Origin of the sequence: Nocardia wallacei (assembly GCF_029868745.1) — a bacterium.
Classification (GTDB): Bacteria; Actinomycetota; Actinomycetes; order Mycobacteriales; family Mycobacteriaceae; genus Nocardia; species Nocardia wallacei_B.
This window is the reverse complement of record NZ_JARWOP010000063.1, coordinates 1-20,306: the sequence shown is the minus strand read 5'-3', so window position 1 is coordinate 20,306 and position 20,306 is coordinate 1. Positions and strand designations below refer to the sequence as shown.

At 70.6% G+C, this 20,306-nt stretch carries 19 protein-coding genes and 1 pseudogene; 7 read left to right on the top strand and 13 right to left on the bottom strand.

Translation table 11 applies throughout. The features are described from left to right. Positions 1-5: 5 nt before the first annotated feature. The 4 genes from QH470_RS03915 to QH470_RS03900 form a co-directional block, all read right to left on the bottom strand. On the bottom strand, positions 6-602 hold the full coding sequence (locus QH470_RS03915; RefSeq protein WP_280270858.1) for an MTB12 C-terminal domain-containing protein: 597 nt from the start codon (positions 600-602) through the stop codon (positions 6-8). A gap of 90 nt (positions 603-692) precedes the next feature. Further along, positions 693-2,693, bottom strand: coding sequence for a bifunctional phosphatase PAP2/O-acyltransferase family protein (locus QH470_RS03910; protein ID WP_280270857.1), 2,001 nt, complete (start codon positions 2,691-2,693; stop codon positions 693-695). 75 nt (positions 2,694-2,768) lie between these two features. After that, positions 2,769-3,737: a DMT family transporter gene (locus tag QH470_RS03905; protein WP_280270856.1), complete on the bottom strand. Its 969-nt coding sequence runs from the start codon at positions 3,735-3,737 to the stop codon at positions 2,769-2,771. 87 nt (positions 3,738-3,824) lie between these two features. Beyond that, on the bottom strand, positions 3,825-4,808 hold the full coding sequence (locus tag QH470_RS03900) for a glycine betaine ABC transporter substrate-binding protein (RefSeq protein WP_280270855.1): 984 nt from the start codon (positions 4,806-4,808) through the stop codon (positions 3,825-3,827). A gap of 153 nt (positions 4,809-4,961) precedes the next feature. On the opposite strand from QH470_RS03900, the pseudogene QH470_RS03895 reads away from it, so the two are divergent. Continuing rightward, positions 4,962-5,190 (top strand): annotated as a pseudogene (locus QH470_RS03895) (ABC transporter permease); the annotation flags it as partial. Here QH470_RS03895 and QH470_RS03890 read toward each other — a convergent pair. From QH470_RS03890 to QH470_RS03865, 6 genes are all read right to left on the bottom strand, one after another. Next, the gene (locus tag QH470_RS03890; protein WP_280270854.1) at positions 5,191-5,688 is read right to left on the bottom strand and encodes a hypothetical protein; all 498 of its coding nucleotides are present in this window, start codon (positions 5,686-5,688) and stop codon (positions 5,191-5,193) included. A 26-nt stretch (positions 5,689-5,714) separates the two neighbouring features. After that, positions 5,715-6,503, bottom strand: a complete 789-nt coding sequence (locus QH470_RS03885; RefSeq protein WP_280270870.1) for an ArsR/SmtB family transcription factor — start codon at positions 6,501-6,503, stop codon at positions 5,715-5,717. A 134-nt stretch (positions 6,504-6,637) separates the two neighbouring features. Then, the gene (locus tag QH470_RS03880; RefSeq protein WP_280270869.1) at positions 6,638-7,795 is read right to left on the bottom strand and encodes an NAD(P)-dependent malic enzyme; all 1,158 of its coding nucleotides are present in this window, start codon (positions 7,793-7,795) and stop codon (positions 6,638-6,640) included. A gap of 552 nt (positions 7,796-8,347) precedes the next feature. Beyond that, positions 8,348-9,943 (bottom strand): FAD-dependent oxidoreductase, encoded by a 1,596-nt coding sequence (locus QH470_RS03875; protein WP_280270868.1) that lies wholly within the window; start codon positions 9,941-9,943, stop codon positions 8,348-8,350. A gap of 60 nt (positions 9,944-10,003) precedes the next feature. After that, complete coding sequence (locus QH470_RS03870; RefSeq protein ID WP_280270853.1) at positions 10,004-10,270, bottom strand: hypothetical protein; 267 nt, start codon at positions 10,268-10,270, stop codon at positions 10,004-10,006. 34 nt (positions 10,271-10,304) lie between these two features. Further along, a complete protein-coding gene (locus QH470_RS03865) occupies positions 10,305-11,159 on the bottom strand; it encodes a PHP domain-containing protein (RefSeq protein WP_280270867.1) in 855 nt (284 codons plus the stop codon). A 61-nt stretch (positions 11,160-11,220) separates the two neighbouring features. Between QH470_RS03865 and QH470_RS03860 the strand changes: the two genes are divergently transcribed. Continuing rightward, positions 11,221-12,297: a magnesium and cobalt transport protein CorA gene (locus QH470_RS03860; RefSeq protein WP_280270852.1), complete on the top strand. Its 1,077-nt coding sequence runs from the start codon at positions 11,221-11,223 to the stop codon at positions 12,295-12,297. A 17-nt stretch (positions 12,298-12,314) separates the two neighbouring features. Here the strand turns inward: QH470_RS03860 and QH470_RS03855 are convergent, their stop codons facing one another. The 3 genes from QH470_RS03855 to QH470_RS03845 form a co-directional block, all read right to left on the bottom strand. After that, entirely contained in the window at positions 12,315-12,890 is a 576-nt protein-coding gene (locus QH470_RS03855) for a suppressor of fused domain protein (RefSeq protein ID WP_280270851.1), read from the bottom strand. Between the two features lie 3 nt (positions 12,891-12,893). Next, complete coding sequence (locus QH470_RS03850) at positions 12,894-13,385, bottom strand: YflT domain-containing protein (RefSeq protein ID WP_187687016.1); 492 nt, start codon at positions 13,383-13,385, stop codon at positions 12,894-12,896. Between the two features lie 132 nt (positions 13,386-13,517). After that, positions 13,518-14,495, bottom strand: a complete 978-nt coding sequence (locus tag QH470_RS03845; protein WP_280270850.1) for an HpcH/HpaI aldolase/citrate lyase family protein — start codon at positions 14,493-14,495, stop codon at positions 13,518-13,520. A 52-nt stretch (positions 14,496-14,547) separates the two neighbouring features. Here QH470_RS03845 and QH470_RS03840 point away from each other — a divergent pair, with 52 nt between their 5' ends. The 5 genes from QH470_RS03840 to QH470_RS03820 all read left to right on the top strand — a co-directional run bounded on the left by QH470_RS03840 (position 14,548) and on the right by QH470_RS03820 (position 20,128). Beyond that, a complete protein-coding gene (locus QH470_RS03840) occupies positions 14,548-15,849 on the top strand; it encodes a magnesium transporter MgtE N-terminal domain-containing protein (RefSeq protein WP_280270849.1) in 1,302 nt (433 codons plus the stop codon). Continuing rightward, positions 15,846-16,430, top strand: a complete 585-nt coding sequence (locus tag QH470_RS03835) for a DUF1003 domain-containing protein (protein WP_280270848.1) — start codon at positions 15,846-15,848, stop codon at positions 16,428-16,430. The genes QH470_RS03840 and QH470_RS03835 overlap by 4 nt, the downstream gene beginning before the upstream one ends. Positions 16,431-16,549: 119 nt before the next feature. Beyond that, entirely contained in the window at positions 16,550-17,995 is a 1,446-nt protein-coding gene (locus QH470_RS03830; RefSeq protein WP_280270847.1) for a lytic transglycosylase domain-containing protein, read from the top strand. Between the two features lie 124 nt (positions 17,996-18,119). Then, complete coding sequence (locus tag QH470_RS03825; protein ID WP_280270846.1) at positions 18,120-18,971, top strand: lytic transglycosylase domain-containing protein; 852 nt, start codon at positions 18,120-18,122, stop codon at positions 18,969-18,971. Between the two features lie 20 nt (positions 18,972-18,991). Beyond that, a complete protein-coding gene (locus QH470_RS03820; protein ID WP_280270845.1) occupies positions 18,992-20,128 on the top strand; it encodes an Mrp/NBP35 family ATP-binding protein in 1,137 nt (378 codons plus the stop codon). Positions 20,129-20,306 lie beyond the last annotated feature (178 nt).

The following is a 20,306-nucleotide window of genomic DNA, read 5'->3' as shown; positions in this document are numbered from 1 at the left end:
CCCGGTCAGTTGCCCGGCACCACATCGGAAGAGGAGACAGACGGCCCCGCGGTGGGTGCGGCCGGAGCGGGCGCGCCGGGGGCGGGTGAAGCCGGGGTAGGCGCGCCGGGGGCGGGCTGTGCGGTAGTGGCGCAGACCGCGGGTGGGTTGCCCTGCAAGGTCAATAGGGCGCAGAAGGTGGCGGCGGTGACCTTCCACGTGCCGTCCTGGTAGATCGCCGAGCCCGGTTGGTTCGCCAGGGCCGGTTTGCCGCCCATCAGGATGGTGTAGGTGACGTCGGCATGGTCGGTGCCGGTGCCGGCCACGGCGGAGACGGTCGCGGCGGTGGACTTGGACATCGGCGAATCGGCCTGGGCGTTGATCGTGTCGGCGAACGCCTTGCCGTTCTCCAGCACCGCCATCTTCTCCTCGGCGTCGGTGCCGCCGTCGAAGAAGCGCTCGTAGCTGCGGGTGACCGCCTCGGTCACCGAGGGTGGGCCGGTGGTTCCGGCGGCGTCGGACTCGTCGTCGGAGCCGCCGCAGGCCGTGACGGCCGGCAGGATGGTCAGCGCGCAGGCGGCGAGCAACGCCGCGGTTCGGGTGCACATGTCCCGGTCGAACATGCCCCGCCTCCCTCGATGGGTCGGTTGGACGGCGCTGCCGGGCCTGTCGACCCGTCGCAACGCCGCGACGGCTTGATCAGTCGGCTCAGACTACTCGCCGGAAGGTACCGGCGGGCGCGGATCGGCGACCACGGCGGGCGTGTCCAATTCGGCCAGCACCCTGGGCAACTCGGCGGCGAAGACCGCCGGATCCAGCAACGCCGGATCGGCCGACACACCGATCCCCAGCACCCCGCGCCAACTCAGCACGCCCGCCACCAGCGGCACGCCCGGCGCCGGCGGCAGGATGGGGAACACCTGGGCGATCGGCAGACCCGCGAAGGTCATCTCCCCCTCGGGCCCGGCCATGTTCGACACGATGGCGTGAAAGAACCCGCCGCCGTACACATTACGGGCGAACCAGCCGACCACCGGCTCCGGCAGCAGCCGCAGTCCGGTGCCCATGACGAAATGCGAAGCCAGCGCCCGGGTTCCGCTGTGCAGGCGGGAACTGCGGGCCCGGATGTCGTCCAGCAGGTCGGCGGGAGCGGCGGGGGCGAACGGCACGTCGGTCATGACCGCGGCGGTGAGGTTGCCCTCGGCCGCCGACGACGGCTCGCGGACCATCAGCGGCACCGCCACCCGCAGCCGGTCCCGCAGCGGGCCCGCCCACTCCGGCCGCATCCGCTGCAGGGTGCAGACCATGACGGTGAGCAGCACGTCGGTGACCCGCGCCCGCCGCGAACGCGCCACTGCCCGAACGGTTTCCAGGTCCAGCCCGACCACGGCGAAGGCGCGGTGCGTGGACCCGGCGGGCAGCCGCCCGGCGGGACGCGCGTCGGTCGCGAGCTGAGCGAACCCGGTCGCGGTCGCCACCGCGGTCGCGGCCCGGCCGGGCCCGCGCCGGTCGCCGACGGTCAGATCGACCCGGGGCCGCAACAGGTGCAGCGCCTGCACCACCGTCCCGACGCCGTCCGCGACGGTGTGATGCAGCAGCAGCACCACGCCCACCACCCCAACCGTCCCGTCCCGCACCAGCACCAGCCGCCACAGCGGCCGATCGCGCGGCAGCGGCTCGCCCGCCAGCTCGGTGACCAGCAAGGCGATATCCGCGGTCCACGGCGTGCCGTCGGCGCCCGGCGCCACGGCGGCATCGACGACCCGCTCGGTGACATGCCAGTCCCAGTCGATCTCCGAGTCGACCCAGCGCGCGCGGCGGAACCGACCGGCGAGCCGCAGCCGCTGGCGGAAGCGCGGCAGGTGCTCGAGTTCGCCCCGGACCAGCGCCCGAATCTCCTCGACGCGCGGACCGCCGTCCGGGCGGGGGTGCAGCACCACCATGCCGCCGACCTGCTGCGGTAGCCCGGCGTCCTCGATATGCAGGAAGAAGGCGTCGGCGGGCGGCACCACGGGCGGCCGGGCATACCAGCGGTCGACCAGCGCGATGCTCGCCGCCACGAACGCCGCCGCGATGACGGCGTCGACCACGAAGTGGTTCGCGGTCGCGACGATGACGTACACCGTGATCAGCACGTGCAGCGCGCTGAGCAGCTGCACCACCAGGCCGCCGGCGATCCGCGCCAGCACCACGCTCACCCACAGCGCCCACCCCACGTGCAACGACGGCACCGCCGCCAGTTGATTGCTGCCGTCGACCATCGGAGTCCCCCACGAACCCCAGGTATCGCCCGCGACAACGGTATCGACGAAGCCCAGATCCGGCAGCAGCCGCGGCGGCGTCACCGGATAGACCGCGAAACAGGCGATGGCGAGCACATTCAACAGCAGAAACGAGTCGCGGGCCCGGGGATAGTCGGCAGGTCTGCGGAAATACATCCAGAACAGCAGCACGAACGCGGTGACGATGTAGGTGAAGGCGTATTCGTAGTTCGCGATGGTGGCGAGTCCCTCGTGCGCGGCCAGCCACCGATTCAGCGAGAGTTCCACATCCAGGTGCGACCGCTGCTCGAGATCGAACAGCGAGCGCGCGTGCCGATCGGCCGCGACTCGCCGCTCCGGGCTGTGCAGCGTATCGACCAGCAGATACAGCCCGAACACGACCAGCCCGACCGCGATGTCCCGCCACAGGACGGGCCGCGATGGATTGCCCACGTCAACCGTAATAACACAGCCGACACGGCTCGATAAGATCTCTTGGCAGGCTGATTTATCGGCGCGTCGCGCTTTTCAGCGGCCGCCCTCGCCCGCTTTCCCGCCGTCCGGGCAATCGCCTACGCCGTCCGAACGCAGCGCATATTCGTCCTCCGGGGACGCTTCGGTGTTGTCGTAGAAGGCCTGCGCCAGCGGGGAATGCGCGAGTCCGGCGATCCCCCAGGCCATCAGCGCGCCGGCGATCGCGATTCCGGCCAGCGCGCCGGGATCGAGGGGAATCGTGACCTGGAAGGCCAGAATGCCGACGACGTAGCTGGTCACCGGATTGGTGACGCTCATCGCCGCGATCGCCCAGGGCAGCGGTCCCGCGGCGAACGCGGCCTGTTCCAGCAGCAGGCCGCTCAGTGTGGACAGCGCCAACAGATATCCCGGCCAGTCCACCGCGGTCGCCGGAATTCCGCGATGCAGCAGGTCGTCGGTGGTGAGCTTCATGAATACCGCGCTCATCGCGAAGCAGATGCCCGCGGCGACGGCGACCAGATTGGCCGCGACGCGGATCGAGCAGCGGGTGCTGGCCGCGGCCAGCAGCACGACCAGTCCGGCCGCCGAGACCGTCGCCAGCAGCACGCGCGACCGTTCCGGCTCCCCCGACAGCGGTGCGGCGCCCTCCACGCTGAACAGCACCGCCAGCCCCGCGCACACCAGCAGCGCGTAGAGCAGGTCCCGGGGCAGCGGCCGCCGCTGCCGTCCGGCCGCCTCCAGCGGCACCGCGAACAGCAGCTGGGTCGACATCAGGGGTTGTACGGCGGCGACCGAGCCGACCTGCAGCGCCGCGGCCTGGGTGAGAAATCCGGCGAGGTTCGTCAGCCAGCCCCGCAGCCAGGTCCGGCTCCGCACCAGGCGGCGCATCAGCATCGACAGGCCCGGAACCCGCGCGGCCCGCGGCTGTTCCGCCACCACCTCGCGGGCCGCTCGCTGCTGCAGGAAACCGGCCGTGGCGAACAGGAACGCGGCCAGCACTCCCAGTACAACTACCAAGATCATGCGGACCCCCGGATAGTCGGCGATCTCTCTCCGACTTTACGCCCGGCCCGGGATGCCGCCCCGGCACCGGCCCCGGGCGTGCCGCGCTCAGAGGTCGTGCGAGTCCAGCCAGGTGCGGGCCAGGTCGGCGGCCGCGGCGTGCTCGTCGCGCAGGCGCCGGACCAGCTCGGTGAGGTCGTCGGTGGTGAGTTCCCCGGCGACCTTGTTGAGCTGTTTGATCTGACGCCCGCTGAGCGCGCCCTTGCGGAACAGCGGGAGGACGCTCCGAGCGCGGAAGGCGTAGTCGGGGTCGGCGATCGGCACCAGCTCACCGGCGCCGCCGGGCAGCAGGGCCGCCGGAGCGGTCAGCACACCGGCATGAACCTGCCCGTCCCGCAACGCTTTCCGGAGTTCCGAGTCGCTCGGATAGACCGAGTAGTGCGTGATGTCGCAGCCGTAGACGGCGTGCAGCGGGTCGAGGACGTCGTGCCGCGGGTCGGGGGAACGGCGCAGCGGGTCCAGTTCGCTGCCGGTGGCGATGCCGACGGTCAGTTCGCCGCAGTGCGGTGCCAGCTCCGCCAGCGAGTCGGGGAACCGCTGAGCGTGCTCGGGCGAGAATACGAAGGCCGGACGCAGATCGGTGCCGTCGGCGATATCGGACACCGCCAAGCCCTCGGGCAGCGCGCGGCTGACCGCGTCCGACACATCGGGGACGGGCTTCGCGCCGGGTGCGGGCGTCGTCGTGGTGGCGGCCGCGGCGGCGAGCTTGTCGGGCAGCCGCGCGCGGGAACCCGAGTCCAGGGCGCTCAGCAGGTCGCCGCTGTCGTCGCCGACCAGTTGCACCGTGCCGGCGTCGAGGGCGGCCAGATAGTCGCCGCGCTGCCCGAGCCGGGCGCGGGTGGCGGTGTGCGTACCGCCGCGGGCCAGCGCCCCGGCGTAGATCTCGGAGATCAGTTCGGACTGAGCGGAATTCCCGGCGCCCACCGTGACCGCCACCTCGGAATCGCCGTCCGAACAGGAAACAACCAGCGTGGCGGCCACCACCGCGACCACCGCGCGGGCCGACATCCGCACCGATGCGGCCAACACCATCCGGCGACACCCACTCCCGATAGATAGTAAGAACGACACGCGGCTGACAGTATGGACGACCAGTGGGTGGCCGTCCGCAGACGAATCGTAGTCGGAGTGCGACGCCCCGCCCGCCAGCGCCCGGGGCCGAAGGACCCGCAGTGAACTCCACGACCCCCGCTGCTGGCGTTGCTCACCGTCGGTATCCCGCCACTGCTGGCCGGCGCCTACGCCGGAATCGCCAACGTGGATCCGAATGTGGTCGACGCCTGCCGCGCCGTAGGGATGACCGAACGCCAGGTGCTGCTGACCGGCCTGCGCTCGGCCCACCCTGCAGGTCGTCGCCACCGCCGCCTACGTCGACCTCGGCGGGCTGGGCCGCTACATCTTCGACGGCACCGCATCAAGCAGGCGACCGCTCCGGTAGCAGTGCCAGCAATTGCGTTGTGTGCCCGGGGAGTTCGGCCTCCGCCAGGCCGGCGATCAGCTCCCGCAGCGGGACCGGCCCGTCGACCAGGACGGTCCCGGCGGACAGCAGCAATGCCGGAACGGGGGTTTTCAGCTCCGCATCACTCAGCGCCGCCCCGCCGAACCCGCAGAGGATCTCTCCTTGCTGCCGAATCCTGTCACGCAGGCCGGGGCCGCCGCCCGCGCGGTCGATCACGCGCCGGATCGTCCAGCTGTCCTGAGCCGTCCGATTGTCGAAGACAGTGTTCGCTCCGGCCGCGACCGCACTCGCGGCGGCGATGGTCGCGGCCGTGATGAGAGATACATGCGCCAATATCTGTTCAGCGTTCCATTCACCGGCGGGCGGAATCCGGCACGTGTCGCCCGCGTCGCTCACCTCCGCGGCAGCGTCCAGCAACACACGGTAGGCGGTTCGCAGTGGGGCGGTATCCATGATGTCTGCTCGATTCGCGCCGGCGCTCAGGCGTGAGCTTTCGACATCTCCCAGGGAGCCTGCGGGAGCACCTCGCCGGTCTCCAGCAGCGACTTGAGGTTGGCGAGGACGGCGGGCCAGCCGTCCGAGATGCCCTGGTGCATCTCGCGATTGGGCAGATTCTCGTGCGTCACCGTGAGGCGGACGATGTCCTCGTGCGGTTCGACGCGGAAGGTGACCACCGAGGGTTCGCGCCCGGCCGCCTCCTCCGGTGAATCCTCGAAGGTGAGGACGAGCCGGGTCGGCGGCTCGGCCTCGAGCACCTTTCCGGTGACGTCGACCGCGCCGGAGCCGTCGGCGCGGCGGTGCTCCCACGCCGAACCCGGCTGCCAGTCCGACACATTCGCATGACCCCAGTAGCGGGCGGTCAGGTCGGCGTCGGTCAGCGCCTGCCACACCTGCTCGGCACTGGCGCGGATGTAGGTGACGTAGACGTAGTTCGGCACGGTGGTGGTGTCGGTGATCATGGCGTACTCCTCGGCTCGGTTCTTGATGGCGTCGATTGTCTGTAAACGGGGCTTGTCGAAGACGGAGATCCAGCGTTGCTCGATGTCGTGAATGGGCGCCGGATTGAGATAGTGCAGCCGTTCCCGGCCGCGCCGGACGACGGTGACGAGACCGGCGCGCACGAGGATGTCGAGATGCTGGGTGGCCGACTGCCGCGCCATGTCCAACCGCTCGCACAACTCGCGCAGCGTCTGCCCGTTGTGCTCACGCAGCCGGTCCAGCAGCAACCGCCGCGTGGGATCGGCCAGCGCCTTGAACACCGCGTCCATCATCCGCTCTTCGAGGCTCACACCCCGATAATGCAGGTATTTACCTGCATATGTCAACAGGGGCCGCCGCCCGCGGAAAACGCGAAAGGCGCCCGTCCGCACTGGACGAGCGCCTTTGTCGGCGAAACAGCTTGTTACGCAACACCTTCCGCGCGCGCGGTGGCGGCGACGGCCTCCGCGACCGCCGGGGCGACGCGCGGGTCCAGCGGGCTCGGGATGATCTTGTCGGGGGCCAGCTCGTCGGCGACGACGCTGAAGATCGCGTTGGCCGCGGCGACCTTCATGCCCTCGGTGATGCGCCGGGCGCCCGCGTCGAGCGCGCCCTTGAAGACGCCGGGGAAGGCGAGCACGTTGTTGATCTGGTTCGGGAAGTCGCTGCGGCCGGTGGCCACGACGGCGGCGTACTTGTGCGCGATCTCCGGGTGGATCTCCGGGTCCGGGTTGGACATAGCGAACACGACCGACTCCGGCGCCATCGACGCGATCAGGTCCTCCGCGATAGTGCCCGCCGACAGGCCCAGGAACACGTCGGCCCCGGCCATCGCCTCGGCGGGGCCGCCGGACAGCCCGCGCGGGTTGGTCCGCTCGGCCAGCTCGGCCTTCACCGCGTTCAGGTCGGAGCGGTCCCGGCCGACGATGCCGCGGGAGTCCAGCACCACGATGTCGGAGACGCCCGCCGCCAGCAGGATGTTGGTGCACGCGACACCGGCCGCACCGGCGCCGGACACCACGACCTTCATGCCCGAGATGTCGCGGCCCAGCACCTTGGCGGCGCCGTTCAGCGCGGCCAGCACCACGATCGCGGTGCCGTGCTGGTCGTCGTGCATCACGGGGCAGTCCAGCGCCTCGATGACCCGGCGCTCGATCTCGAAGCAGCGCGGCGCGGAGATGTCCTCCAGGTTCACCGCGCCGAAGCTCGGGCGCAGCCGGATCAGGGTCTCCACGATCTCGTCGACGTCTTTGGTGTCGAGCACGAGCGGGATCGAGTCCAGGCCGGCGAACTTCTTGAACAGCGCGGCCTTGCCCTCCATCACCGGCAGCGACGCGCGCGGGCCGATGTCGCCCAGGCCGAGCACGGCGGTGCCGTCGGAGACGACCACGACCAGCCGGTCGGTCCAGGTGTAGCGCTTGGCCAGCTGTTCGTCCTTGGCGATCGCACGGCTGACCTCCGCGACGCCCGGGGTGTAGGCGATCGACAGATCGCGCTGAGTGTCCAGCGGGGCGGTCAGTTCCACCGAGAGCTTGCCCCCGAGATGGCCCGCGAAAATCTCTTCGTGCGTAATGGCGGACAGGCTGGCCGCATCATTCTCACGGCTCGCCGTGGCGGCGTTCGGTGCGTCAGTCACGGGTGACACGATCTCACTCCTGCTCGGTGGTGGCTACCCCGGCTTACGGTTACCGCCGGGTATCGGGATCAGTGGTTTTACGGGTTACTCACGAGTTCGCTGCGCACGCTCGCGGATGCCGGAGCGATACCCCGCGGTAGCTACAGCACGGCAAGTCACGGAGGCCTGACGGCATTCGGTCCGCTGGTCGCCGCAGAGATCTGTCGAGCGAGAACCGGACGGGTGGGTCCGGGCAATACAGTGGGGTGATTCGCGATTCGGAGCCGTGCGTCACGAACCGAATTTCACCAACCGTCCCGGGCCGGGCGGTGGCGTCGGCCGGGAATCCGCAACATTCTGCCAGCCAGGACCCGGACTTGCCAAATCGCTGTGCGACGAGTGCTGCCATCTTCCGAGGGTAGCGGCCTCGAATTACCCCTGGGTAAGCGGAAACTCGCAGTTCGGCGGCCGAAGAAGGTGAACTGTCGCACCATTCGGGGACGAGCGGATGTGAGGTCGTTACGCCGGAGCGAGATCCGCGCGGTGCGGCGCTGTTCCGGGATCGCACTGCTCCGGCCGCACCCAGACCGACGCCACCCCGCCGGCACGCAACCGGACCCGCCAGTCGCCGGCCTCGCCCGGGTGGTCGGTGCGCCGGTGCATCCCGCGGGTCTCGGTGCGGGCGAGGGCACTGTATTTGGTCCACCGCGCCACCGCCAGCAACGCCGCCGCCTGCCGGGCGCGCAGCCGCTGCGGGCCGCGGCCGCCGAGATCGACCTCCGTCACCGGCCACATGCCGTCGAGTTCGGCGATGCTGTCGCGCAGGCTGCCCGCGCTGCGCCAGTAGCTGCGCCGCAGCGGCAGCGTGTGCTCCTGCACCAGGCCGATGACCGCCCGCGGATCGATACCGGCCGTCGCGTTCAGGCCCGCGCCGGGCGCCGGATCGGCCCGGCCCAGCGGACCGCGGTGGCTCGCGAACCGCGCCGCGCCCGCACCGGCCCACACCCCCGACGACATCGCCCAGGCCCCGCCCTGACCGCCGAAACCGCCGACCGCGCCCGTGACGGGCTCGCGCGTGGTCACGTCACCCGCGCCGTACAGCCCGGGAACTGTTGTGGCGCAGTCGAATCCGGCGACTCTCAGGCCACCGGTACCGCGCACGGTGCCCTCCAGGACGGCGCGCAGCGGCACCCGTACCGGATCGCTGCCCCCGGCGGCGAACCACGGCGTTCGAGCCAACTGTTTGCGCAGCGGACCGGGGATCTCGTCCAACGCGGCATACACCCGGCGGCCGTCGGCGAGGGCGGCGAACGCCGCGGCCCGCGAGCCGAGCCCGCCGCCGCCGAGCGGTGTGCCGGATTCGTCGTAGAGGGTGGCGAAGTGCAGGGCCATATCCGGCGCGGGCGCCGGGAGCGGGCCGGGCGTCTCGTCGCCGATCGCGGCCAGGCGGATATCGCCGACCGGAGCGAGGGCGTAGGCGTTGGAGAACTCCATGCCCGACAGTTCCGCGCCGACCTCCGCGCCCATGAGCAGTCCGTCGCCGGTGTCGACATCGCTGCCGGCGCCACCGGACAGGAAGGCACAGCCGCCGGTCGCCAGCACCACCGCGCCGGCCCGGACGGTCCAGTCCCGGAATTCGTCGTGCGGCCGCACCCCGGAGGCGCCGGAAACCGCGCCCTCGGAATCGAGGAGCAATTGCAGGGCGGGGTGATGATCGAGAATGCGCACACCGGCCATGAGCAGACTGCGCCGCATCCGGCCGAGATATCTCGAACCGTTCAGGCAGATTCGGGAAGGCTGCCCGGCGCGGTCGCCCGGAAAGCGATATCCCCAGCGCACGAGCTGATCGACCCGGCGGTGCGTCTCCGCCAGCACCCGGTCCATCCATTCCGGGTCGCCCAGGCACCCGCCGTGCCGGTAGCTGCGCGACACCGCCTCCTCGCGGGCCGGGCCGGGCGGGATATTCCACAGTGCGGCAGTGCCTTTCGCGGTCGGACCGCTGCTGCCGCAACGCCCCTTGTCGACCACCGCCACCCGGGCGCCGGCCCGGGCCGCGGCCAGCGCCGCCCACATTCCGGCGGGACCACCACCCAGCACCAGCACATCGACCGACATTTCGCTCACAAAGAAAAATGTTCGGCCACAATTCATTCGACCGCAACCGTTACGCTCACCCTAATTCCACCATTGCGTAACCAACAGGTAACCTGCCGCCACAAAAACGACCACCGACCCGAAAAAGGCCAGGAAACCGCGACGCCGATCGGCGAAAATCTGCGCGGCCACGGCCACCACCGACACCCCTATATGCCACGCCAGCATCTCCGTACCGGGCCCCGGAAATCCGCGCCGGTCGCCCATGAACGCGGCGCCGAACAACACCAGGGTCAGCATCACCAGGCCACCGGCCACGACTCCGCTCACCGCGCGCAGCACCCTCATCCGCGGACCTCGCGGCCGCCTCCGCCGAATCCGCTCACGCCGCGATCACCGGCACCCCGGACGCCTTCTCCACCAGTGCCTCGTAGTCCTCTGGGGCCGTGGTGAATTGGCCGAGCCGGAGGGTCTTGTCGGCGCCGTGGTAGTCCGACGATCCGGTGGTGAGCAGGCCGAGTTCGGCGGCCAGCTCGCGCAGCAGCGCCCGGTCGGCGTCGTGATGGTCGGGATGGTCGACCTCCAGCCCGCCCAGCCCGAGCCCGGCCAGTTCGCGAATGTCATCGAGGGCCAGCAGCCGTCCGCGCGTGCGGGCCCGGGCGTGCGCGACCACGGTCACTCCGCCCGCCGCGGCGACCATCTCGACCGCGCGGCGCAGCGGGGTGTCGGCCTTCTCGACGTAGTAGCGGCCGCGCGGCGCGAGCAGGTCCACGAAGGCGGCGTCCACCGTCGGCACCACACCGGCGGCGACCAGGGCGCGCGCCAGATGCGGGCGACCGGCGGACGGGCCCGCCGAGGCGAGGACCTCGTCCGGGTCGACCGGCAGGCCGTCGGCGGCCATCCGTTCGGCCATGGTGCGCACCCGTTCGGTGCGCTCGGCCCGTAACCGCTCGCGTTCCCGGGCGAACGCCGCGTCCGCCGGATCGAACAGATAGGCCAAGAGGTGTACCGGCACCGGCCGGCCGTCCTCACCCGTTCCCACGCAGGACATCTCCATCCCGCGCACCAGCGTCAGGCCGGGCGGCAGGGCGTCGGCGGCCGTGGCCCAGCCGGAGGTGGTGTCGTGATCGGTGACGGCGAGCACGTCGAGCCCCGCCGCGGCGGCCCGGCGGACCAGTTCGGCCGGGGTGTCCGTGCCGTCGGAGGCCGTGGAATGGGTATGCAGGTCGATGCGCACCCTGTCCATCTTGCCGAACCGTGGTGTGGCCTCGGCGATCAGCGTGCGTAGCATCCACCCAATGCCGCAGATTCCGCCGCTGCCGTCGTTTCGCGGGCGTGGGCGAACCGCACCGACGCCGCACCGCATCCCGGTTCCGACCGCGCGCGCGATCATCGACTGCGCAGTCTATGTGGACGGCCACCGGCTGCCGGGCCGGTTCACCCACGCCGAGGCGCTCGCCGAAGTGCGCGAGCGCGCGGCCGGGTTCGTGTGGGTCGGGCTGCACGCGCCGGATCAGAACCAGATGGACGATGTGGCAAGGACTTTCGACCTGCACGAGCTGGCGGCCGAGGACGCCGTGCACGCCCGCCAGCGCCCGAAACTGGAGCGCTACGACGACGTGCTGTTCCTGGTGCTGCGCACGGTGAAATATGTGGAGCACGATCTGCACGCGGTCAGCGAGATCGTCGAGACCGGCGAGATCATGATCTTCATGGGCCGGGATTTCGTCATCACCGTGCGGCACGGCGAGCACACCGGACTGCACGGGGTGCGCCACGATCTGGAGGACCGTCCGGAGCGGCTGGCGCTCGGGCCCGGCGCCGTGCTGCACGCGATCGCCGATCACGTCGTGGACTCCTACCTGTCGGTCACCCAGGAGGTGGAGGACGACGTCGAGGAGATGGAGGAGGCCGTCTTCACGCCCCGCAGCCGTCTCACCACCGAGGCCGTCTATCAGCTCAAGCGCGAGGTGGTCGAGCTGCGGCGCGCGGTCAACCCGCTCGCGCTGCCGCTGCAGACGCTCTCGCGCAGCACGGATCTGCCGTTGCCCAAGGAGATCCGGCGCTACCTGCGCGACGTGGCCGACCACCACACCGCCGCCGCCGAGCGCATCAGCGACTTCGACGAGATGCTGAGCGCGCTGATCAACGCCGTGCTGGCGAAGGTGAGCGTGCAGCAGAACACCGACATGCGCAAGATCTCCGCCTGGGTCGCCATCGCGGCCGTGCCGACCATGACCGCCGGAATCTACGGCATGAACTTCGATTACATGCCCGAGTTGCACTGGCGATACGGGTATCCGCTGGTGTGGGCGATCATCCTGGTGGTCTGCGGCGGACTGCTGTACATGCTGCGCCGCAACCACTGGCTATAGGGGCGAAATGTGTTGCGCTACAGGTTCGCCGCGCCTCGGCCCGGGTCGTGCACATCGATACCCGCCTCCGCCCACGCGTCGCGCAGCGCGCTCGCCCCGCGCACCCGCACCCAGGCCGCCTCGGTGGCGGTGATCGGCGTGACCGACAGGAACCGCACGGGCTCGGCGGGTTCGGGCAGCGGAACCTCCGGCAGGTCCGCGAGGCCGAGCAGCGCCGCGGTGAACGGCGCACCGTGCCACAGCGGCTCGCCCAGATCCAGCAGCGCGTCCGGTAGCAGCACCACGCCTTCCACCGCGGGCGAGGCGATGAGAATGCCGAGGCCCTTGGTCAGCCCGGCGTGACCGCCCACGCCGCCGCGCAGCGTCAGCACCAGTTCCGCGCGCGGGCCCCGCTCCGGATCTGCCAGGGCGGCGGTGGGATCGGTCATCGGGTGACGCGCGCCGCCGAGGGTCACGTAGTGCACCAGTTCCCCGTCGGGGACGCGCAGGATCTCGATCGGCTCCAGGCCCAGGAACGTCACCGAGGCCGAATCGGCCGCGGACACACCGAAATGCCCGAGCGCCGCGGCTCGGACCTCGCCGAGGACATCCATCGACTACAGGGCCAGCTTGGCCAGCATGTCGCGGGCCTGCTCGGCGGCCTTCGGCTCGCACAGCACGTCGTAACGCCCGGCCACCAGCTGCATGGTGGACGCGAAATCACGCTGTCCGCGGGTGGCGGCGTACGGGATCGACGTCGAGATGACACCGAAGATGACACCGCCGACCAGGCCCACCACCAGCGGGCCGATCGCGCCGCCGGTAGTGAACAGGCTCAGCAGCAGGCCCAGGAAAAGGCCCAGCCACGCGCCCGAGACCATGCCGCCGCCGATGACCTTGCCCCAGGTCAGCCGGTACAGCACCCGCTCGACCTGCATCAGGTCCACGCCCACGATGGTCACGTTCTCCACCGGGAACTGGTTGTCGGCCAGGTAGTCGACCGCCCGCTGCGCCTCGGCGTAGGTCGGGTACGACCCGACCGGCCAGCCCGACGGCGGCGTCGGCAGACCCGGCCGATTGCGATTCGCGTTCCCCAACGGATTGGTCATATCCCCCATCATGCTAGGTCCGGGGACATCTCGCGCCCGCGAGGCATATTCCGTCCCCGCGTGTCCGAGCCGGACGCGACGAGGGTCACGTTCGCGCGGAAGTCTTCCCGGTTGTGATCCGGGCCGCGTCGCTCAGTCTTCCGGAGCCGGGGGCACGAACCGGGTGGTGCGCCGCATCCCGGCCGCGCGTCCCTTGCCCGCGATCACCTGAGCCATCTTCGCGCTCGCCTCGTCGATCATCTCGTCGCCCAGCATGGCCGCGCCCCGCGCGCCGCCCTCGAGCGAGGTGTGGAAGGCGTAGGCGTCCAGGATCTCCTCGGCGTGGTCGTAGTCGGCCTGGCGCGGGGAGAAGATCTCGTTGGCGAGTTCGATCTGGCTCGGGTGCAGCACCCACTTACCGTCGAAACCCAGTGCGGCCGTGCGGTTCGCGGCCCGCCGGAAGCCCTCGGGGTCGCGCACCTGCAGGTAAGGGCCATCGATCGCCTGCAGGCCGTGCGCGCGAGCGGTGAGCAGGATGGTCATCAGGATGTGGTGGTAGGCGTCGCCGGTGTCGTAGCCCTCGGGCTGCTCGCCCACGACCAGCGTGCGCATGTTGATGCTGGCCATGAAGTCGGCCGGGCCGAACACCAGCGTCTGCACCCGCGGGCTGGCGGTGGCGATCTCGTCGATGTTGCGCAGCCCCTGGGCATTCTCGATCTGCGGCTCGATCACGATCCGGCCGACCTCGAGCCCGCCCGACTTCTCCAGTTGGGTCAGCAGCAGATCCAGCGCCCGCACCTGGCCGGCGTCGATCACCTTGGGCAACAGGATCGCGTCCAGCTCCGCGCCCGCGCCGTCGACCACCGAGATGACATCGGCGTAGGTCCACTGGGTGGTCCAGTCGTTGACCCGGACCACCCGGATCTGCTCGCCCCAGCCGGGTTCGTTCAGCGCCGCCACGATATTCGCGCGGGCCGTCGCCTTGGCCGCCGGCGCCACCGCGTCCTCGAGATCGAGGAAGATCTCGTCGGCCGGCAGGCCCTTGGCCTTCTCGATCATCTTGGGGTTGCTGCCGGGGACGGCGAGCACCGAGCGGCGGGCGGGGGCGAGGCCGGTTCGGCGAGTTGACATGCGCGGCTCCTGGAGTTCGTGCTTCCGGCGCTGCACCACATAGCCTTGCACTATGGCAGCTACCAAGGTTTTCGCCGCCCGGCTGGCGGGGCTGGTGGTGCTGGGTCCGGACGGGGAGTCTATCGGCCGCGTCCGCGACGTGGTGATCTCCATCCGCTACGACCGGCAGCAACCCCGGGTCCTGGGCCTGGCCGTGGAACTGCCTACGCGGAGACGGATTTTCGTGCCGATGCTGCGGGTGACCGCGATCGAGCCCGGCTCGGTGAACCTCAACACCGGCACCGTGAGCCTGCGCCGATTCGAGCAACGTCCCAGCGAAATGCTCGCCCTGGCACAGATTCTCGATTCGCGGGTGCGCGTGGACGACCCGGATCGGCCGGAGGTGCGGGACGTGGACGTGTTCGTGGTCGATCTCGGCATCGAGCAGACCCGCACCCGCGACTGGCTGGTGTCGCGGGTGGCGGTGCGCGGGCACCGGCGCCTGGGCCGCCGCCGCACGGTGCACGTCGTCGACTGGTCGGATGTGCGCGGCCTGACCCAGCAGGAACTGAACCTGCCGGGGCAGAGCGTGACCGCCCTGCTGGAGCAGTACGAGGGCCTGCGCGCGGCCGACGTCGCGCACATGATGCGCGAGCTGCCGAAGAAGCGCCGGATCGAGCTGGCCCGCGCCCTCGACGACGAGCGGCTCGCCGACGTCGTCCAGGAACTGCCCGAGACCGACCAGCTCGAGGTGGTCAAGCAACTCGGTGCGGAACGCGCCGCCGACGTGATCGAGGCGATGGACCCCGACGACGCCGCCGACCTGCTCGGCGAGCTGCCGACCGGGGAGGCCGAAGCCCTACTGGCGCTGATGGATCCGCAGGAATCCGAGCCGGTGCGCCGCCTGCTCGAATACTCCCCCTACACCGCGGGCGGCCTGATGACGCCCGCGCCGGTGGTGCTGACCCCCGCCGCGACCGTCGCCGAGGCGCTGGCCCGGGTGCGAAATCCGAATCTCACCCCGGCGCTGGCGTCGATGGTGTTCGTGGTGCGCCCGCCGACCTCCACCCCGACCGGCCGCTACCTGGGCTGCGTGCACATCCAGCACTTGCTGCGCGAACCGCCCGCGAGCCTGGTCGGCGGCCTGGTGGACAAGGACCTGGCCTGCCTGGGCTCTGACACCCCGCTCAACGCGGTGACCCGCTACTTCGCCACCTACAACCTGGTGTGCGGACCGGTGCTGGACGAGGAGAACCATCTGCTGGGCGCGGTCACCGTCGACGACGTCCTGGATCATCTGCTGCCCGAGGACTGGCGCGAACAGGACGAGGAACACGCGGCGGGCACGGTGGCGATCGAAGGAGAGCGGTCATGACCGAGCGCAGCGACAAGCCGCGTGGCCGGCTGGAGACACCGGTGGAGAACCGGTTCCGATTCGATTTCGATGCCGAGGCGTTGGCCCGCACCAGCGAGCGGATCGCCCGGTTTCTGGGCACCGGGCGGTATCTGGTGCTGCAGACCCTCATCGTGATCGTGTGGGTGATCCTCAACGTGTCCGCGGTGCGGCTGCGCTGGGACCCGTACCCGTTCATCCTGTTGAATCTGGCCTTCTCCACGCAGGCCGCGTACGCCGCGCCGCTGATCCTGCTGGCGCAGAACCGCCAGGACAACCGGGATCGGGTCGCGCTCGAGGAGGACCGCGCCCGCGCCGCGCAGACCAAGGCGGACACCGAGTTCCTGGCCCGGGAGCTGGCGGCGCTGCGGATCGCCGTCGGCGAGGTCGCGACCAGGGACTATCTGCGCCGGGAACTCGAGGACATCAAGGACACCCTGGCGCGCCTCGAGGTGAACTCCGCATGGAACGACGAAGATTCTGTTCCAGCCGACAAATCACGGAAGAGTACCGATCGAAAGAGGGGTCGAGTACCTATTTCGCCACAAATTGACGGCAACTGACCGCAAATAACGACAACAACGAGCTGACCGCCGGGTAACCTGGATCACGTTGCGGGAAGTGACTGACCCAGACAGTAGCGGGCCGGTCACCGAATGGCTACGAGGGGATTGGTGTGCCGATGCGAATATCTGGTCCGATTACCGTGTCGGCGCTGGTGGTGGCGGGTTTGATGGCGTCGGGATCGACGGCGTACACGCCGGTCCGCACCAGCGCGCCCAAGTCGCCGGACGCGCAGCTCGCGGCCGCGACCTCGGCCACGGATCCGCAGAGCGCGACGGCCGATCAAACGGCCGGCCTGGTGCCCGCCGCGCCCGAGCCGCCGCGCAAGCTGCGCGCGATGACCACGCCCACCACGCCCTTCGCGGGCACCGTGCCGCTGCGCGACATCGCCCTGCCGGGCGGTGGGGCGCTGGGCATTCCGGAGGTCGTGCTCGCCGCCTACCGCAATGCCGAGCTGGCGATGCAGTCCTCCTCGCCCGGCTGCGGGCTGAGCTGGCACCTGCTGGCCGGCATCGGCCGCATCGAGTCGGGGCACGCCCGCAACGGGCATACCGACGCGGCGGGCACCACCATCGGGGCCATCTACGGCCCCTCGCTGGACGGCACGCTGCCCGGTAACGAGATCATCAAGGCCTCCGACGGCGGCTACGTGCGGGCCGTCGGCCCCATGCAGTTCCTGCCCGGCACCTGGACCCACTACTCCTCCGACGGCAACGGCGACGGCGTCGCGGACCCGAACAACGTCTTCGACGCCACGCTCGCCGCGGCCAAGTACCTCTGCTCGGGCGGGCTGGATCTGCGCGACCCACAGCAGGAACTGCGGTCGGTGCTGCGCTACAACAACTCGCTTTCCTACGCCGCCAACGTGCTGAGCTGGTCCAACGCCTACAAGACCGGTGGCGCGCCGACACAGGTGACCATCTCCCCCGATCTCGTCCCGCCGGGCGCCATGCAGGCGCCGAGCGGGCCGGACATGGTCGCGGTCAACAACAGGTTCCCGGCCGAGCCCACACCGCCGCCGGAGACGGCGGCCACCACGGTCCAGCCGCCGAGCCAGGTACAGGTCCGCCCGCAGACACAGCCGCAGCAGACCCAGGTGATGATCAACATCCCGGGCCTGCCGCCGATCCCGTGCGGAATCTTCTGCCCGCCACCGCCGCCCAAGCCCTGCGACCCCGCGACGGCCATCCCGGCGCCGATGCCCGAGCCCATGCAGCCGGGCGACCAGGCTCGGCAGCAGTGGGCGCCGGGCGAACCGGGCAAACCCGCCGAGGCCCAGGGTCCGGTTCCCGGTGCCGCACCGCGTGATCCGAACGCCCCGGCGGGATGCGTGACGCCGCAGAGTCCCCCGGCGCCCGGACAGCCGAACGCGCAGCAACCCGCACCGCCCGCGCCGGAGGCCGCCGCACCCGAGCAGCCACAGGCCGAAAACCCTGCTCTCACACCGGAACCCACCCCGGCCGAGCAGGCCCCGGCGCCGCAGGCGGCTCCGGTACCGCCGCCCGCGCCGGGCATCACCCTGCCCTTCGGCATCGTGATCCCGCTGCCCGCCCCGGCGCCTTAACCCCTGTTCGGCCACCGAAACCGAAAGACGGTCACGAAGCAGTAACGAAAAGGTCTCGGATGCGGTAACCTGAGCTCGTTGTGTCACGAAAAGCTCACAGCGAGCATGGGAGGGCGACCGCACCGTGGGACGTCACCGCAAGCAGCCGGTCAGAAATGTCGGCCGCGGATCCGTTATCGCACTGACCGGACTCGTCCCCGCAGGGGTCGTCGCCGTGAGCGCGGCGTCGGCGGCGGAGGTCAATACCGCCGAGCACGCGACTTTGTCTGCGCTGCAACAGGATCCGGATTCTTCCGAGCACACCGCCGACTCGGAGGCGGTGGTACCGGACACCGATGGCCTGCTGCGGGCCGCCAAACATCCGGGGCCGCCGGTCGTGAAAACCGTTGCGCAGCCGGACGGCCGGGTACCGGCCGCGCTCCCGGCGGGGCCGCTGGGCCTGCCCGGTGTCGCGCAGTCGGCGTATCAGAACGCCGAACGCCTACTGGCACAGGAGAATCCGAACTGCCACATGCCGTGGTCGCTGCTGGCCGGCATCGGCCAGGTGGAGTCGCACCACGCCTACGGCAAGGCCGACGCCAAAGGCTACCCGCTCGACCCGATCTACGGACCGGTGCTCGACGGCAGCCTCGGCGGCAACCAGGTCGTGCACGCGACCGACGGCGAACTCGACGGCGGCATGTCCTCGTACACCCGCGCCGTCGGGCCGATGCAGTTCCTCCCCGAAACCTGGCGCAAGTACGCGGCCGACGGCGACGGCGACGGCATCTCCGACCCGCAGGACCTGTTCGACGCCGCCCTCACCGCGGGCAAGTACCTGTGCGACCGCGGCCTGGACATGAACGACCTGTCCCAGCAATCGCGGGCCATCATGCGCTACAACAACTCGATGGCCTACGTGGCCAACGTGATGGCCTGGGAAGTCGCCTACCGCACCGGAGTCGCGCCGCACTCCGGGCAGCTGCCCCGGATCTAGCCGCAGCTAGACTCGGCATCATGCCAGTGGTTACGGAATCGGATGTGCGGGGCGCCCTCGCGAAAGTGAACGACCCGGAGATTCGCAAACCGATCACCGAGCTGGGCATGGTGAAGAGTGTCGCGGTCGGCGACGACAGCAGCGTCCACGTCGAGATCTACCTGACGACGGCGGCCTGCCCCTTGCGCACCACGCTGACCGAATCGGTGACGAAGGCGGTCGCCGACGTTCCCGGGGTCGGCGGCGTCTCGGTCGATCTCGACGTGATGAACGACGAGCAGCGCACCGAATTGCGCAAGAAGCTGCGCGGCGATTCGGCCGAACCGGTCATCCCCTTCGCCCAGCCCGGCTCGCTGACCCGGGTGTACGCGGTGGCCTCCGGTAAGGGCGGCGTCGGGAAATCCAGCGTGACGGTGAATCTGGCGGCGGCCATGGCCGCGCGAGGGCTCTCGGTGGGCGTGCTCGACGCCGACATCTACGGCCACTCGGTGCCGCGCATGCTCGGCACCGACCAGCGCCCCACGCAGGTGGAGCGGATGATCATGCCGCCGGTCGCGCACGACGTGAAGGTCATCTCGATCGCGATGTTCACCCAGGGCAACACGCCCGTGGTGTGGCGCGGTCCGATGCTGCACCGGGCGCTGCAGCAGTTCCTCGCCGACGTGTTCTGGGGCGACCTCGACGTCCTGCTGCTGGATCTGCCGCCCGGCACCGGCGATGTCGCCATCTCGATCGCCCAGCTCGTTCCGAACGCCGAGATCCTGGTCGTCACCACCCCGCAGGCGGCCGCCGCCGAGGTGGCCGAGCGAGCGGGCGCGATCGCCCTGCAGACCCGGCAGCGCATCGCCGGGGTGGTGGAGAACATGTCCTGGCTGGATCTGCCCGACGGCTCCCGGATGGAGCTGTACGGCTCCGGTGGCGGCCAGTCCGTCGCCGACCGGCTCTCCCGCGCGGTCGGCGCCGATGTGCCGCTGCTGGGCCAGATCCCGATCACCCAGGAACTGCGCGAGGCCGGCGACGAGGGCACCCCCATCGTCCTGCGCAACCCGGGCGACGCCGCCGCCCAGGTACTCAACGACATCGCCGACAAGCTCGCGGTCCGCCGCCGCGGCCTGGCGGGCATGTCCCTCGGCATCGACACCACCCGCCACCTGTAGGACGCCCACGCCCGTCCTCCGGTCCTCCCGGCATCGCGGGCTCCGCCGTAGCCCCCGGCCTGCGCTCCCCGGTCGGCGCCGCCGCCCCCGCCCCGGTCGAGGAACCGGTCAACGGCGCCCCGGCGGCCTTGCGCGCCAAGGGAATCGACCAGCGCGACGTGAGCGGTCTGACCTACTC

What these genes read in the sequence shown, in the direction of transcription:
- QH470_RS03900 (WP_280270855.1), bottom strand. Translation starts at nt 4,808, where the DNA reads ATGGTGTTGGCCGCATCGGTGCGGATGTCGGCCCGCGCGGTGGTCGCG.
- QH470_RS03835 (WP_280270848.1), top strand. Translation starts at nt 15,846, where the DNA reads ATGACCGAGCGCAGCGACAAGCCGCGTGGCCGGCTGGAGACACCGGTG.
- QH470_RS03870 (WP_280270853.1), bottom strand. Translation starts at nt 10,270, where the DNA reads ATGAGGGTGCTGCGCGCGGTGAGCGGAGTCGTGGCCGGTGGCCTGGTG.
- QH470_RS03855 (WP_280270851.1), bottom strand. Translation starts at nt 12,890, where the DNA reads ATGGATGTCCTCGGCGAGGTCCGAGCCGCGGCGCTCGGGCATTTCGGT.
- QH470_RS03885 (WP_280270870.1), bottom strand. Translation starts at nt 6,503, where the DNA reads ATGGACGCGGTGTTCAAGGCGCTGGCCGATCCCACGCGGCGGTTGCTG.
- QH470_RS03820 (WP_280270845.1), top strand. Translation starts at nt 18,992, where the DNA reads ATGCCAGTGGTTACGGAATCGGATGTGCGGGGCGCCCTCGCGAAAGTG.
- QH470_RS03840 (WP_280270849.1), top strand. Translation starts at nt 14,548, where the DNA reads ATGGCAGCTACCAAGGTTTTCGCCGCCCGGCTGGCGGGGCTGGTGGTG.
- QH470_RS03905 (WP_280270856.1), bottom strand. Translation starts at nt 3,737, where the DNA reads ATGATCTTGGTAGTTGTACTGGGAGTGCTGGCCGCGTTCCTGTTCGCC.
- QH470_RS03915 (WP_280270858.1), bottom strand. Translation starts at nt 602, where the DNA reads ATGTTCGACCGGGACATGTGCACCCGAACCGCGGCGTTGCTCGCCGCC.
- QH470_RS03845 (WP_280270850.1), bottom strand. Translation starts at nt 14,495, where the DNA reads ATGTCAACTCGCCGAACCGGCCTCGCCCCCGCCCGCCGCTCGGTGCTC.
- QH470_RS03890 (WP_280270854.1), bottom strand. Translation starts at nt 5,688, where the DNA reads ATGGATACCGCCCCACTGCGAACCGCCTACCGTGTGTTGCTGGACGCT.
- QH470_RS03860 (WP_280270852.1), top strand. Translation starts at nt 11,221, where the DNA reads ATGCCGCAGATTCCGCCGCTGCCGTCGTTTCGCGGGCGTGGGCGAACC.
- QH470_RS03830 (WP_280270847.1), top strand. Translation starts at nt 16,550, where the DNA reads ATGCGAATATCTGGTCCGATTACCGTGTCGGCGCTGGTGGTGGCGGGT.
- QH470_RS03850 (WP_187687016.1), bottom strand. Translation starts at nt 13,385, where the DNA reads ATGACCAATCCGTTGGGGAACGCGAATCGCAATCGGCCGGGTCTGCCG.
- QH470_RS03875 (WP_280270868.1), bottom strand. Translation starts at nt 9,943, where the DNA reads ATGTCGGTCGATGTGCTGGTGCTGGGTGGTGGTCCCGCCGGAATGTGG.